The sequence below is a fragment of the Ferdinandcohnia sp. SAFN-114 genome, assembly GCF_059415045.1.
This window is the reverse complement of sequence record NZ_JBPFDQ010000021.1, coordinates 8,593-23,905: the sequence shown is the minus strand read 5'-3', so window position 1 is coordinate 23,905 and position 15,313 is coordinate 8,593. Positions and strand designations below refer to the sequence as shown.

Genomic DNA, 15,313 nt, shown 5'->3' with positions numbered 1-15,313 from the left:
GATTATCTTTTTTAGGATGATGAAAATGAAAAGAGCTCGTATTATATATAACCCTACCTCTGGTAGAGAATTGTTTAAGAGACATCTGCCCGAGGTGTTAGAGAAGCTAGAAAAAGCAGGATATGAAACCTCATGTCATGCCACGACTGGGGCTGGCGATGCAACAAATGCCGCTCGAATTGCGGTTGAAAGAAAGTATGACCTTGTAATAGCTGCAGGTGGCGATGGAACCATTAATGAGGTTGTAAATGGCTTGGCTGAGCAGGAATATCGTCCAACACTCGGAATTATTCCTGTTGGAACAACGAATGACTTTGCACGCGCAATTGGAGTTCCTCGAAATATTGATGGTGCTTGTGACGTGATTGTAGAAGGAAACTCTGTTCCAATCGATATCGGCCGTATAAATGATAAATATTTCGTTAACATTGCAGGTGGAGGAAGGCTAACTGAGTTAACCTATGAGGTACCAAGCAAACTGAAAACGATGCTTGGGCAGCTTGCCTATTATTTAAAAGGGATGGAGATGCTGCCTTCAATCCGTCCAACTGAAGTTAGTATTGAGTATGATGGGAAACTGTTTGAGGGCGAGATTATGTTATTTCTTGTATCCTTAACGAACTCTGTCGGAGGCTTTGAAAAGCTGGCACCAGACTCTTCATTGAATGACGGCTTGTTTGATTTGTTAATTTTAAAAAAGGCAAACCTTGCCGATTTTATTAAGGTCGCGACTTTGGCAATTCGTGGAGAGCATATTAATGACCCACATGTTCTTTACACAAAAGCAAATCGTGTTAAAGTAAATCCTACTGAAAAAATGCAAATCAATCTTGACGGGGAATATGGCGGCTTGCTGCCAGGTGAGTTCGTAAATCTGTACAAACATATAAATGTGCTAGTATCAAAAGAAAAAGCAGAAAAGATGGATTGAAATCTGGCGTGAGCCAGATTTTTTTTGGGTTTAGATAAGGGTAAGGGCGAGTGAGTGAATCGTGCCCGATTAGCGGCGAAGGAAGGCAAAAGGGGAACGCAAGTAAATCAGCCCTGCCTAGGCACGAAGGTGAAATTGGATAGCATGGACGATGCTAAGCTTTGAATACGTTTTGCTAACTCTAGATCTGAATACTTAATACCCAAACCTCCCCCACACATTGGCGTAACCTCCCTCCGATATGTTACAATCAGTTCAGCATTTTGAACGCAAAGGAAGAATACACAATGACAAAACTGAAACCGCCAGTTGAAAAAAATACTTACTATGATGTCACATTTGAGGATCTTACCCATGATGGAGCAGGTGTGGCTAAAATTGAAGGCTTTCCGATCTTTGTTCCGAACGGTCTACCAGATGAGAAAGCAAAAATCAAAGTTACCAAAGTCAATAAAGGCTACGGCTTTGGCCGTCTAATAGAGATTTACCAAAAAAGCGAATATCGCGTCGATGCTCCGTGTCCGATATATAAAGAATGCGGGGGCTGTCAGCTTCAACATCTCAGCTATGAGGGACAGTTAGTTGCGAAACAAAAACAGGTTCAGGAAGTATTAACACGCATCGGTAAGCTACAAAATATCAAGGTTCACTCTGTTCTTGGAATGGATAATCCATGGCGATATCGGAACAAGGCACAGGTTCCAGTAGCAGACCGTGAAGGCGGCCTAGTTGCAGGGTTTTACCAACAGCGAAGCCATGAAATCATTGATATGGAAGCTTGCCTTATCCAACAAGAGAAGAATGATTTGGTTGTGCAAACAGTGAAAACAATCTGTGAGAAGTTTGGAATACAGGCCTATGATGAGAAGAATAACAAAGGTACTCTTCGTCACATTATGGCACGTTATGGCTTGGTTTCTGGAGAAATTATGGTTGTACTTGTCACTAGAACGAGAGAGCTTCCACAAAAGAATAAAATCATCTTAGAGATTACTGAAAACTTGCCAGGTGTTAAATCGATTGTACAAAACATTAACTCCAAACAGACGAATGTGATTTTTGGAAATGAAACAAATGTCCTTTGGGGTGAAGAATATATTTACGATAATATTGGTGATATCAAGTTTGCGATCTCTGCAAGATCGTTTTATCAGGTTAATCCTGAACAAACAAAGGTACTGTATGACAAAGCGTTGGAGTATGCAGGGTTAACAGGGGAAGAGACAGTTATTGATGCCTATTGTGGAATTGGTACTATTTCATTATTTTTAGCCCAGAAAGCAAAGAAAGTGTATGGAGTTGAAATTGTTCCTGAAGCGATTGAGGATGCGAAGCGGAACGCTGCCCTAAATCATATCGATAATTCAGAGTTTGCGGTTGGAGAGGCAGAGGTTGTCATTCCAGCTTGGTACAAAGACGGAGTTAGGGCGGATGTCATTGTCGTTGACCCTCCTCGTAAGGGTTGTGATGAGGCGTTATTACAAACGATTTTAAAAATGAAACCGAAGAAAGTTATTTATGTTTCATGTAACCCAGCAACTCTTGCAAGAGACCTTCGAATTTTAGAAGATGGTGGGTATAAAACAGCCGAGGTACAACCTGTAGATATGTTTCCGCACACTGTTCACTGTGAAGCAGTCGCAAAATTAATTATAAAATAGATACTAAATAAATAAACATGAAGCGGGAGGAAAAGGCTGATGGTTAAAGAAAAATTAAAAGCTAAAATTATCGAAATTGTGGATAATCAGATTAACATAAATGACCCAAAATGTACCAAAGAAACCTTGGAACGATTGGTCAACTCAGGTTTCTCAGAAATGGAGTCTAAAGAAATGATCGGCAGAGTGCTTATTGAAGAAATGTACGAACTTTTGAAAAACCAAGTTCCTTTTAATGAAAAGCGCTATGCAGAGAAATTAAGTATGCTTCAGTAGAGTCCTGTCCTAATATATAAAAAACTTTACGAAAGCCCCCATTAAACTATTTATGGGGGTTTTTTGATGCTGAGCTTTTTAGCCTTAAAAACAATCTGTACTAATCAATCATTTTCGTAAAAGCCCATTTTCAATCAAACGTTTGTTTAACGGATTAGCCCAGATGTATCAACGACTTGCAATTTCAATTAAACGTTTGTTTGAACTGGATTAATCGTGTTAAGCGAGCGGAAATACGAACTGTACTAGTCGAAAAATTGTAAAAAAGTGGGGCTAATTCGCAGGATGATGTGGACTGCGGAGGAGATTCTAGTAGTAAAAGGGGGGAAATCTATGGAGTTAGCATATAAAGGTACAAACAAAATGATAATTGGGATTGTATTTGGTGTTATTACATTCTGGTTATTTGCGCAAGCAATGGTCAATGTAGTCCCTGCCGTGCAAGAGGATTTAGGGATTTCACTTGGGACGCTGAACATCGCCATAAGTTTAACAGCACTATTCTCAGGGTTGCTTATCGTGGCTGCAGGTGGTTTAGCTGACAAAATAGGTCGTAAAAGGATTGCCTATTTTGGATTTATCTTAAGTATTGTCGGTTCACTATGTCTGTTAATGGCTCAAGGGTCTGTATTACTAATTATGGGACGTATTATTCAAGGTGTTTCAGCAGCATGTATTATGCCATCAACAATTGCATTAATGAAGGCTTATTTCGAGGGAGCAGAACGACAACGTGCACTCAGTTTTTGGTCCATTGGTTCCTGGGGAGGGTCAGGGGTTGCTTCTTTTGCAGGTGGCACAATCGCGACATCTTTAGGATGGAGATGGATTTTCGTATTTTCGATTACTTTTGCAATCGTTGGGATGTTTTTATTAAAGGATACACCAGAAAGTAAACAAGAATCCTCAGGTTCTTTTAAATTCGATTACTCAGGCTTAGCAATTTTTATCGTAACGATGATCGCACTAAATGTGTTTATTACATATGGGGCAGATTTAGGATGGACAAGTCCAATTTCGCTAGGCCTTGCTGCAGTAACAATAATAGGTCTTCTCCTTTTCATTAAAGTAGAGAAGAATAAAGAAATTGTTCTTATTGATTTTGCTTTATTTAAAAATGCGCCTTATACTGGTGCAACTGTATCCAACTTCTTGCTGAATGCGATTGCTGGTACATTAGTTGTAGCGAATACGTATGTACAAGTGGGTAGAGGTTTTAATTCTTTTCAATCGGGTATGTTGTCCCTCGGTTATTTAGTAGCGGTATTGGCAATGATCCGTGTTGGGGAAAAAATCCTACAAAAAGTAGGCGCAAAAAAGCCAATGGTTTGGGGCGCTACTATTACTACGATTGGTGTAGGTGTCATGGGATTAACATTCTTATCTGATCTTGCTTATACAGTTGTTGTGTTTATTGGATTTGCATTATTTGGATTAGGACTTGGAATCTATGCCACCCCTTCAACAGATACTTCTGTATCAAATGCGCCATCTGAAAAAGTGGGGGAAGCCGCTGGTGTTTATAAAATGGCAAGTTCACTAGGTAGTGCATTCGGTGTTGCAATTTCTGCTACAGCTTACGCGGCAATAGCAGCTAATGGGAACCTAGAATTTGCAGCTACGGTAGGAATCATTGTTAATGTCATCTTCGGTATTTTATCGATACTATCGATTATTATGCTGGTACCAAAAGATGCAGGAAAAACAACTAAAGAGGTTAAACCAAATCCTGCTTCTAACAAAACACCAACTAAAGAGCCCATTTTAGAATAGTCGAAAAGGAGAACAGCCAATGAAAGAACAATTGATGGAAATGTTAGAATCACGAAAGGATGAAATGATTGAAATCCGCAGACATTTACATGAAAATCCCGAACTATCCTTTAAAGAAGAAAAAACAGCACAGTATATTTTAGATTTTTATAAAGGGAAAGATGTAGAGGTTCAAGCCAATGTTGGGAATGGTTATGGAATTGTCGTGACAATAAAGGGGGGGAAGTCTGGAAAAAACATTGGCCTGCGTGCAGACTTTGATGCGCTTCCTATTGTCGAAGAAACAGATGTACCGTTTAAATCAAAGACTGAAGGTGTGATGCATGCGTGTGGTCATGATGGGCATACAGCGTATTTGTTAGTACTAGCAGACTGTTTAATTCAATTAAAAAATGAAATACCCGGTACAATCAAAATTATTCACCAGCATGCCGAAGAGGTTCCGCCGGGTGGGGCAAAAAGTATCGTGGAATCTGGTATTCTTGATGATTTAGATCATGTATTCGGCATCCATCTACTTCCACTAGGTCCGGCAGGGACAGTTGGGTATCATGCAGGATATTCATTTAACGGAAGAGCTTATATGAAATTAAAGGTCCAAGGTAGAGGTGGCCATGGCTCATCGCCACATTTGGCAAATGATGCGATTGTGGCAGGGGCGCATTTTGTAACAGCCGTTCAAACAATCATTAGCCGTCGTTTAAGCCCATTTGAAAATGGTGTTATTACGATAGGTTCATTTGATGGTAAAGGAACATTTAATGTCATCAAAGATAGCGTAGAGCTTGAAGGTGACATTCGTTATATGACGGATGAAACAAAGGAAAAAATTGAAAAAGAAGTGAAACGTCTTGCCCGTGGACTTGAAGAAGAATTCGGAGTAACATGTGAGCTAACTTACAAAACGGATTATCCTCCCCTATACAATGATCCAGAATTAACAGGAAAAGTTGCAGAGTATCTAAACAATGCAAATGACAAAGACATTAAAGAAGTGAAGGAATTTCCAGCAATGGCACCATCTGAAGATTTTGCTTATTATGCAGAAAAGTTCCCTTCTTGTTTCTTCTATATTGCATGTACGCCAAAGGGGGATAAGGATCCCTATTTCAATCATCATCCTAAATTTGATATTGATGAAGATGCCCTCCTTGTCGCTGCAAAGGCAGTGGGAACTGTGGTTTGTGGATTTTATGAATTAGATTAGGGTACTTATCCAAAACAAAGCCCATTCAACAAGTGATATGTTGGATGGGCGTTAGCCTTTTTAGGATAAAGGCATTTCTCTCAAATTTGTACGAACTTGTTTAACAGATTTTTTCTTTTGCGACAGCCTTACGTAGATATTATTAGATAATAGTGAAACGATGATTAAGATTGTACCAAGAAGATCGAACATCGTTACCTGATTACCCTGAAAAATCGAAATCAAGAGTGTTGTAACGGGAACAAAGTTAATGAACAGCAATCCATTTAATGGTGATAATATGCTCACACCAATATTCCAACCGAGTAATGCAATCACCCCAGGAAAAATAATCATAAATAATAAATGTGGGCTAACAGTTAGCATACTTTCTACTGTTGGGACAGTTAAAGAGCCGAACAAAGTTGCACCAATTGTAATTACAATAGCAGTAATTGTTCCAAGTAAACAACTTAAGGTTGAATAACGCAATGCAGACCAACCACTAAATTCACTACCACCCATCGTGTAAATGACCCATCCTATTACGGCAATGAATATTAGTAATGAAGGTATAAAGTCATCAGTTGCTCCAAGAAAAGCTCTAACATCACCTTTAGTAATCACCAACATCGCGCCAATGAATGATACGATTACACATCCTAATGTGAATAGTTGCGGGCGTTTCCTAAAAATCATCCATACGATTACAACGGAAATCATCGGCATTAGGGATTCCATAATTGATGCGACCATTACTCCGGAAGCACCTAATAAATCTTCACCCCAGAAGATAAAAAGATTATAGACGGTGAATGCCATCGTGCCGAAAAACCATAATTGAAGTCCTTTTCCTTCAAAGCGGAAAGCTTGCTTTCCTTCTTTCCATAATAAGATGGCCACTAATATAATAGTTACAGCGCCATAACGAATGATTGTAAAATAAAAGGGATCAAGATGTTTAAATGCCGCATGAGCTACAGGAAACATTGCTCCCCATGATACCGCTGCAATAAAACACAAAATCGCTCCGATTAGTACACTATTTTTCACTTTCCTCTACCTCTTTCAATAAGTTACGATAATCATCATCTTAAAACGATTTGTATATCTTGTAAAATGAATAAAAACAATGATTAATATCATTTTTATTGATATCATATTTATAGAGATAATTGTGCGAGCAGGAGGAGAAACTGTGGAATTCAAAGACTTAGAAATTTTTCAGATGGTAGCAGAAAAAGGAACAATTACAGAAGTGGCAAAAGAGTTGAGCTACGTTCAATCCAATATTACATCACGGATCCAGAAGCTCGAGGCTGAGCTAAATACACCTTTGTTTAATCGACATCGTCGGGGAATGACGTTGACACCCGAGGGGAAGAAACTATTAACCTATAGTAAAAAAATATTATTGTTAACAGATGAAATGAAAAAAGCCGTTCAAAATAAAAATGAGCCGTCTGGTAAATTAGAAATTGGAACAGTTGAAACTGTCATTCATTTACCAAAAATATTATCTACCTATACTAAAAAATATAAAAATGTGGATCTGTCATTATATACTGGTGTCACTGAAGATTTGGAAAAGCAAGTGTTACATCATAAGTTGGATGGAGCATTCGTTTCTGAATCAGACTTTCATCCTGACCTTGTGTCGCATGACGTCTTGCAAGAGGAGCTTGTGTTAATATCAGATATTCGTACATCCTCATTGGAAGAGTCGAAAGAGGAAACCATTCTTTGCTTTAGTGAAGGCTGCGGATACCGAGCGAGATTTAAAGCGTGGTATAGAGACCAAAACCTTACACCAAGAAAAGTGATGGAATTTGGCACATTAGAAACGATTTTGCGTAGCGTAGTCGTTGGACTTGGTGTGGCATTCGTCCCAAGATCAGCGGTTACCCATTTGGAGCAAAGTGGGCTCATCAGATGTTATACCCTTCCAGATCAATACAGTAAAATCAAAACCGTTTTTATAAGAAGAGCTGATTCGTACTTAACCTCAACAATGGAAAAATTTATTGAAACCATCGAAACGAATAATCAAATAACAGTATAAAAAAACAGGGTTGTTCCCAATAGTCACCGACATGACTTGTGGAACAACCCTTTACCATTTTTTTTAATCTATTTTTACCCATTTTTGCGACCATTTTTCAATTTCCCTTAAAATGGGTTCGATACTATGTCCTCTTTCTGTTAGTGAATACTCAATAATAACAGGCGTTTCAGGGATAACCTCACGTTTAACCAATCCTTGGTGCTCCAGTTCCTTTAAACGATCTGATAATACCTTTCCACTTATACCTATTGAAGATTGTATCTCATTAAACCTTTGTGGCCCTACTAATAATTGATAGATAACCAAAGCTGTCCATCTTTGACTTAATAGTGAAATTGCTTTTTCAAATTTCGGGCAGATTGTAGGTTGTTTCATTTTAAAAATGCACCTCTCTTAATGAGTATTGTACTAAAATGAAAAACTATTTACAATTGGAAATTTAATTACTTGACAATAATTAATTATATAAATAAACTTACTTACATAAAGTAACTTAATTTTAAAAATGAAATGATATTGTAAAGGGAAAGTTATAAAAAATTATAGATAATCTAGGAGGATAATAATGGGATATCATGCAAAGCCAACCACATTTGTTGGACATGTCAAAATAATAGTTGAAAAGCTAGAACGTTCATTACAGTTCTATAAAGATATACTGGGATTTGATATTTTGGAACGAACAGACACATCCGCAAAATTAACGACTGATGGAAAGACAAGTATTCTATCACTGGAACAACCTGAAGATGTTGTTCCAAAGCAAGGAAGAACAACTGGACTCTATCATTTCGCTCTTCTTTTACCTACAAAAGCAGATTTGGCTAATATCGTTGTTCATCTAGTAGAAAAAGGGGTTCGCTTTGGCTCTTCTGACCATCTAGTTAGTGAAGCTTTATATCTAAATGATCCTGATGGCAACCAAATTGAAATATATATAGACCGCGATCCCTCTGAATGGGATTGGAAGGGTGAAGAAGTGGAGATGGCTGTTGATCCGCTAGATTTTGAAAGACTATTAAAAAATATTGAACCAGGTAAAACATGGAAAGGGATGCCAAATGAAACGCTAATGGGGCATATTCACTTACATGTAGCTGAGTTACAAAAGACCGAAGAGTTTTATGTGAAAGGACTTGGATTGGATGTTGTAAATCGTTATGGTACACAGGCACTTTTCCTTTCGTCCGGAAAGTACCACCATCATATTGGAGTTAATACATGGAATGGCGTAGGAGCACCTAAGCCACCTAAAAATGGTGTTGGACTTGAATCGTATACACTTATTTTGCCAACTGAAGAAGCCCGTGACGGGATTGTGGAGAATTTGAAAAAGATTGGTGCGGATGTGATCGAAGAGAACGATACGGTTATCACGTTTGACCCTTCTGGAAATCAAATAGAGTTAGCTATCTAATGAAGGGAGGACACTTTAATGAATCAAGACAAGAAAAGTGATTTTGAAATTGGCATTTACACTCTCGCTGATATTGGGCCAGACCCCCTTACCGGTAAGACCATTACCGCTAAAGAAAGAGTTAAAGAAATGATTCAAGTTGCAAAACTTGCGGACGAGGCTGGACTTGATGTATTTGGAGTAGGAGAGCATCATCGTCTAGACTATGCATCATCTTCTCCAGCGGTTATATTGGCTGCAATTGCCCAAGGCACTGAACAAATTAGATTAACGAGTACAACGAGTGTATTAAGTACGCTTGATCCTGTTCGTCTATTTGAGGATTTTGCAACATTGGATTTACTTTCGGATGGTCGTGCAGAAATACTGGCCGGTAGAGGAGCGTATATTGAATCATTTCCTCTTTTCGGTTATAGCACAAATGATTATGATGAATTGTTTGAAGAACATATGGATTTATTATTAAAATTAACTCAAAATGAGACTGTCACTTGGTCGGGGAAGTTTCGTTCTTCTTTAAGGAATGCTGAAATTGCCCCAAGACCAGTACAGGAAAATCTACCAGTATGGATCGGAGTTGGAGGTACACCTGAAAGTGCCGTTCGTGCTGGAAAGTTTGGGGTGGGGGTGGCTCTAGCAATATTAGGTGGTCATCCAAAACGATTTAAGCCACTTGTCGATCTCTATCGTCAAGCAGGAATAGAAGCAGGACATAACCCTCAAGACTTAAAGGTCGGTGTAACAGGCCATGCTTATCTAGCTGAAACAACTCAGCAAGCAAAGGATGAGTTTTATCCTTATTACTCCAATTACTGGGAATATGTAAATCGTCAGCGTGGAATGGGGACAAGGATGTCAAGGAATGACTTTGAACATATGGCTAGTCCAGAAACGGCCTTGTTCGTAGGAAGTCCACAGCAAGTCGCTGAAAAAATCCTCACACAATACGAGCTCTTTGGGCACAAACGATTTCTTGCCCAGTTAGATATAGGTGGTCAACCTTTTAAAAACGTAGCAAAAGGTATTGAATTGTTAGCAACGGAGGTTGCTCCAATCGTTCGAAGAGAAACAAGTAAATAATGGATACGAAAACTATCTGTACTAATCGGCTATTTTCGAGAAAACCCATTTTCAAACAAGCGTTTGTTTAATGGGTTTTTCCTTTAGTAACAATAACTTGCGAATTCAATTAAACGTTTGTTTGAATCAAATTCGTATTGTTGAGCAGGTTAAAAAGTGTGCTGTACTAGTCCAATATTGATATTAATGTGTCAATTTGTAGTCAACTCTTTCTCTTTACTTATATCTTGTTCTATAATGAGGGTGGGGTGAAGGACATGGCTCGTGAACGTAAATTTACAACTGAGGAATTATATAAGACAACTGAGGAACTACTCCTAACACATCATTATGAAGGGTTCCAGTTTAGTTTGGTTGCGGATCATTTGCGTGTTTCCCGAGGAGCAATCTATAAGTATTTTGAAAACAAGGAAGAATTGATTACGGAGTATATGCTTTTTAAAATGGAGCAATTTCTCCAGGAGCTAAAGGAAATATACTCAATTGAAGGCTTTCATAGTCAATTTGATTTTCTTTTAAACCTCATGTTTAAGAATCCGGAACTTTATCAACTTATAGAAATTGGGAAGCGTGTTCCGGTCCACATAAATGAGAAAGTAAAAGAAAACATGGAAAAACTTGAAAGCTATCACATTGAGATGTACCGTTATGTGGAGGGTTTAATTGAATCGGGTAAAAGTGAACAACAATTTAATCCAAATATTCCCGAACCAGTCATCTTAGGTTATATTTTTCAATCAGTCGCGATTCCAAATCATTTTGGCATTCCCCATGATAAGTGGGTTCAGTCGATTAAAGAAATAATTTGTCACGGAATCTTCAAAGACTTATAATTGACACGGGTGTCACTTTAAAAGATAATTATCGTGACAACTGTGTTAATTTTTTTATAGAAAGTGACATGAGTGTTACTTTTGAAAGAAGAGGTGGTTTAAAATTGAAAAACATGTTACGAGCCATTACAGATAAAGTCACCACAAAAAAAGGAATGTGGATTACATTAGCCTCTTGGCTTATTGTCACCATATTATTAGCCGTTTTTGCGCCGAACGCAAAGGATTATGAGGTTTCGAGAATTGACTCACTTCCTGAGGATGCACAGTCGGTAATTGCCCAAAGTAAAGTGGATGAGTATTTCAAGGATAGTAATGGGACTCCAGCAATCTTGGTCTTTCATAATGATGAACAATTCTCATTTCAAGATCTTGTAGATGTATCTAGTCAAATTGAGAATGCTGAAATTCCTGGGGTAGAGCAGGTAGTTCCTTTATCAACCTTGCCACCGCAGGCTGCTGTAGGATTCTTTTCAGAGGACCAATCAACTGCTATACTTCCAATCATGTTTGATGCATCGTTAGAAACAACGGAAATCCGCGATTCTAAGGATGAGGTTATAAAGGTCGTTAAAGATAATTCAGATCTAACTTTGTATGTAACAGGTCCAGCGGGAATTGCAACAGATTCACTGGATTTATTTTCAAGGGCCGATCTAGTGTTAATTTTATCAACGGTAGGGTTAATCCTCATTTTATTAATTGTGATTTATCGTTCACCATTGTTAGCCCTAATACCGTTATTAGCAGCTGTCTTTGTCTATGAAGTGACTATGCAATCATTAGGTATACTAGGGAAAGCTGGTTTACAGCTAAGTAATCAGACAATCTCAATTATGTCGATTCTTTTATTTGCGGCCGTCATTGATTACTCGTTATTTGTATTTTCTCGTTTCCGTGAGGAGCTCAAGAATTATGAAAATAAATATGATGCGATGAGAGCTGCCATGAAAGAGGTAGGAATGCCTGTCTTTTTCTCAGGCGGGACAGTATTAGCGGCAATGCTAGTATTATTCTTCGCAGACCTTGGAGATTATCGTAATTTTGCTCCAACCTTCGGCACAACAATGGTAATCATCATGATTGCATCTGTCACACTCGTGCCAGCACTATTTACACTTTTCGGTAGAAAATCATTCTGGCCAAAGGTACCAAAAGTAGGGGATGCAAAAGTAAAAGATAACTCCATCTGGAGCAAAGTCGGAAGAATGGTTGTTAAAAAGCCAGGATTATATGTCGCAATTGTAGGGATTTTTCTTGTTATTTCTGCAGCCAATATGTTTAACTTAAATTACGAATTCGACACGATGAAGTCATTTCCAGAGGATATGCCATCACGACAAGGATATGAACTCATCGAGGAGAAATTTGCAAAAGGTGAACTTGCACCATCTACAGTCTTGTTTGAAGGGAAAGCGGCTGTTACAAAGGAAGAGCAGGATGCGCTACGCGATGAGTTACTAGCTCAAGATCTTGTAAGTGACGTTAGAATCAACGGAACTGCTGAAGAAAATCGGGTTCTAAATTTCTCTTTAACGTTTGAAGAAGGGCCATATGATATAGAAACGATTAACGCAATGGAGAAGATGATTTCAAACTCTGAAACCATTTTGAAGGATGCGGATGTAGATGGAGAACTCTACTTTGCAGGAGAAACCGCAACTAAAGTGGATGATCGCTCAACAAATAATCGAGACGTTATCTTGATCGTTATACTTGAAACCATTTTAATTTTTGGTATGCTACTTGTTCTTACAAAATCATTTAAAATGCCTATTTATATGATGGGTACAATCTTAGTTTCATTTTTAGCGGCATTAGGATTAGGTATGTTCTTAACAAACTTATTCTTTGATATCGACACGATAGCGAATCGTGTTCCATTATACGCATTTGTTTTCTTAGTTGCACTTGGGATTGATTATAATATTATGCTCATCTCAAGATTCCAGGAAGAAAGAAGAAATCATTCAGTAAAAGAAGCTGTACAAATAGCAGTAGCAAAAACAGGCGGAGTCATTTCATCTGCGGGTGTCATTTTAGCTGCCACCTTTGCGGTCCTCATGACACAGCCGGTTCAATTATTATTTGTCTTCGGCTTTATTGTAGCGGTAGGAATTCTGTTAGACACATTCCTAATCCGGGGAGTATTGTTACCTGGGTTAATCGTACTCTTAGAGAAGGATAAAGCGGTAAGTAAAGAAAATTAGTGATAGAAAAGAAAGGGCCTGTATCAATTTAGATACAGGCCTTTTTATAGTGTATGGATTTGTGTTCTAATTAAATCGAATTTTAGGTGATTGACAAGATTTGTGAATTATGAAACTATTATATTGTAAAAATTTAGAAAAGGAAGGCTAAAGATGATACTTAAAGCAAGAAAGGTTCCAAATCACCTACAAATACGGCGTTACTTAAAGCCCCGAATAGTGTTTACTGATGGGCAAGTAAAAAAGTTACTAGCTGATGAAAAAGGCTTTGAAGGCGAATGCAATTTCGATGAACTAATAGCCCGATCCCCTGCATCCACATATCTTCAACTATATGACCTCCTCCTTGAATGGCGAAACACAACTTTTCAAATTGACTCACTCCTTATATGTCCATACAAAATCTATCTTTTCGATGTCAAAAACTTTGAAGGAGAATTTTATATTGAGGGTAATCGATGGTACTTTTCATCTGGGTATGAAATAAAGAATCCAATTCCTCAACTAGAGCGCTCTGAATCCCTGCTTAGACCACTCATGCAATCAATAGGTATTAATCTTCCCATTGAAGCGAAAATCATTTTTGTTAATCCCGACTTTACCCTTTTTCAGGCAGATAGACATCTTCCAATCATCCTACCTACTCAAATTAATTCTTTGTTAAAGAAGTTAGGTTCTGCTTCTATGAATACTAGTGGATCATTAATAGGATCGGCAAAAGAACTAGCCCTACTTCATAGTGAAAATTCTCCATTCAATGATAAGCTTATCCCTGAATATACCTATCAATCTGTGAAAAAGGGAATCTCTTGCGTCGATTGTGGATCGCTATCGGTTAGTTTGAATGGAAGATACCTTATGTGTGAGAGGTGCGGGGCAAAGGAAGCTCTACATACAGGTATTATGAGATCACTAGAAGAATATAGGGTGCTCTTTCCAAATAGGATACTGACCGTTTCTGAGGCTAATGATTGGTGTGGGCTTGATATGAATAGGCTTAGAATGCAGAAAATATTGAAGGAGCATCTTGTTATGGTTGAGGGAGGAAAATCAACGTATTACCGTTTTATATAAGTGTAGTAGTGGAAATTCACTTCTATATTATTTTTAAGCGAGATGGATCAAAAGGCATTGGTAAATAAGGGATACGAATGCTTTTTTGTGGACAGGGCAGACAAAAGTATTTGTAAAATCCAGGAAAAGGAAAAAATGACATTAGAATCGATGGTAATTGTAATTCATTTCCATTTCTGTATCTTTTTTAAACGAAAATGACCAAAAAGCATACGCAAATAGGGGATACGTATGGTTTTTTGAGAATAGGTGAAACAAAACCATTCGTAAAATCCAATAAAAGGAAAAGGTAACTTTGGGATTGGTATAAATTGTAATAAAATTCCATTTCCGAATGGTTTTTAAGCGAAAATGACCAAAAAGCATACGCAAATAGGGGTTACGAATGTTTTTTTGAGGATAGATGAAACAAAACCATTCAGAAAATCCAATAAAAGGAAAAGGTAACTTTAAAATCGGTATTAATTGTAATGAAATTCCATTTCCGAATGATTTTTAAGCGAAAGTGATCAAAAAGCATACGTAAATAGGGGATACGAATGCTTTTTTGAGAATAGGTGAAACAAAACCATTCGTAAAATCTAATAAAAGGAAAAGGTAACTTTGGGATTGGTATAAATTGTAATAAAATTCCATTTCCGAATGGTTTTTAAACGAAAATGACCAAAAAGCATACGCAAATAGGGGTTCCGAATGGTTTTTTGAGGATAGGTGAAACAAAACCATTCGTAAAATCCAATAAAAGGAAAAGGTAACTTTAAAATCGGTATTAATTGTAATGAAATTCCATTTCCGAATGATTTTTAA

Annotated in this window: 13 protein-coding genes; 11 read left to right on the top strand and 2 right to left on the bottom strand. The window is 37.8% G+C overall.

Features of this window, described 5'->3' with window-relative positions:
- Nucleotides 1–25: 25 nt before the first annotated feature.
- From ACR65M_RS08925 to ACR65M_RS08905, 5 genes are all read left to right on the top strand, one after another.
- On the top strand, nt 26–931 hold the full coding sequence (locus ACR65M_RS08925; RefSeq protein ID WP_121449406.1) for a diacylglycerol kinase: 906 nt from the start codon (nt 26–28) through the stop codon (nt 929–931).
- Nucleotides 932–1,218: 287 nt separating this feature from the next.
- On the top strand, nt 1,219–2,592 hold the full coding sequence (rlmD, locus tag ACR65M_RS08920; RefSeq protein WP_440273121.1) for a 23S rRNA (uracil(1939)-C(5))-methyltransferase RlmD: 1,374 nt from the start codon (nt 1,219–1,221) through the stop codon (nt 2,590–2,592).
- Nucleotides 2,593–2,631: 39 nt separating this feature from the next.
- Nucleotides 2,632–2,868, top strand: coding sequence for a hypothetical protein (locus tag ACR65M_RS08915; protein WP_341329786.1), 237 nt, complete (start codon nt 2,632–2,634; stop codon nt 2,866–2,868).
- A 333-nt stretch (nt 2,869–3,201) separates the two neighbouring features.
- Entirely contained in the window at nt 3,202–4,641 is a 1,440-nt protein-coding gene (locus tag ACR65M_RS08910; protein WP_341329787.1) for an MFS transporter, read from the top strand.
- 19 nt (nt 4,642–4,660) lie between these two features.
- Nucleotides 4,661–5,848, top strand: a complete 1,188-nt coding sequence (locus ACR65M_RS08905; RefSeq protein ID WP_341329788.1) for an amidohydrolase — start codon at nt 4,661–4,663, stop codon at nt 5,846–5,848.
- Nucleotides 5,849–5,908: 60 nt separating this feature from the next.
- On the opposite strand, the gene ACR65M_RS08900 is transcribed toward ACR65M_RS08905, so the two are convergent.
- Entirely contained in the window at nt 5,909–6,880 is a 972-nt protein-coding gene (locus ACR65M_RS08900; protein ID WP_341329789.1) for a DMT family transporter, read from the bottom strand.
- A 145-nt stretch (nt 6,881–7,025) separates the two neighbouring features.
- Between ACR65M_RS08900 and ACR65M_RS08895 the strand changes: the two genes are divergently transcribed.
- The gene (locus tag ACR65M_RS08895) at nt 7,026–7,889 is read left to right on the top strand and encodes a LysR family transcriptional regulator (RefSeq protein ID WP_440273120.1); all 864 of its coding nucleotides are present in this window, start codon (nt 7,026–7,028) and stop codon (nt 7,887–7,889) included.
- A 63-nt stretch (nt 7,890–7,952) separates the two neighbouring features.
- Here ACR65M_RS08895 and ACR65M_RS08890 read toward each other — a convergent pair whose 3' ends face one another.
- Nucleotides 7,953–8,267 (bottom strand): winged helix-turn-helix transcriptional regulator, encoded by a 315-nt coding sequence (locus ACR65M_RS08890; RefSeq protein ID WP_440273119.1) that lies wholly within the window; start codon nt 8,265–8,267, stop codon nt 7,953–7,955.
- Nucleotides 8,268–8,457: 190 nt separating this feature from the next.
- Here ACR65M_RS08890 and ACR65M_RS08885 point away from each other — a divergent pair, with 190 nt between their 5' ends.
- From ACR65M_RS08885 to ACR65M_RS08865, 5 genes are all read left to right on the top strand, one after another.
- Nucleotides 8,458–9,309 carry a VOC family protein gene (locus ACR65M_RS08885; protein WP_440273118.1) on the top strand — a complete coding sequence of 284 codons (852 nt, stop codon included), beginning with the start codon at nt 8,458–8,460 and terminating at the stop codon, nt 9,307–9,309.
- 18 nt (nt 9,310–9,327) lie between these two features.
- Complete coding sequence (locus ACR65M_RS08880; protein ID WP_440273117.1) at nt 9,328–10,389, top strand: LLM class flavin-dependent oxidoreductase; 1,062 nt, start codon at nt 9,328–9,330, stop codon at nt 10,387–10,389.
- 257 nt (nt 10,390–10,646) lie between these two features.
- Complete coding sequence (locus ACR65M_RS08875) at nt 10,647–11,222, top strand: TetR/AcrR family transcriptional regulator (RefSeq protein WP_440273116.1); 576 nt, start codon at nt 10,647–10,649, stop codon at nt 11,220–11,222.
- Nucleotides 11,223–11,326: 104 nt separating this feature from the next.
- Nucleotides 11,327–13,432: an MMPL family transporter gene (locus ACR65M_RS08870; RefSeq protein WP_440273115.1), complete on the top strand. Its 2,106-nt coding sequence runs from the start codon at nt 11,327–11,329 to the stop codon at nt 13,430–13,432.
- 153 nt (nt 13,433–13,585) lie between these two features.
- Nucleotides 13,586–14,506 (top strand): nuclease-related domain-containing protein, encoded by a 921-nt coding sequence (locus tag ACR65M_RS08865; RefSeq protein ID WP_440273114.1) that lies wholly within the window; start codon nt 13,586–13,588, stop codon nt 14,504–14,506.
- Nucleotides 14,507–15,313 lie beyond the last annotated feature (807 nt).